This is a genomic window from Gilvimarinus sp. 1_MG-2023 (genome assembly GCF_030548285.1).
On record NZ_JAUOSC010001565.1, the window covers coordinates 1 to 242 of the forward strand.

The following is a 242-nucleotide window of genomic DNA, read 5'->3' on the forward strand; positions in this document are numbered from 1 at the left end:
CGGGGCACCCGGCCTCGCTCGCAACGCAGCCGCCCCGCACATCTGGACCGACTGGGTCGGGTTCCTCGACGACGACGACGTACTCGTCCCCGACGTGTACCGGGCCGCCGTCGAGGCGCACGCCGATGCGGAGCTGATCGTTCAGCGCATGTCGCACCCCGAGCTGGGGCTGATTCCCCGGGTGGGGACTGAGACCCAGTTGTTCCACGGCAACGTCGGCATCTCGTTCGCGATGCGGACGT

Annotated in this window: 1 protein-coding gene; it reads left to right on the forward strand. The window is 69.4% G+C overall.

Annotation, left to right across the window (positions count from 1 at the left end):
• Window positions 1–242 (forward strand): glycosyltransferase (locus Q4563_RS22065; protein WP_303606061.1); only part of this gene is annotated, 242 nt, incomplete at both ends.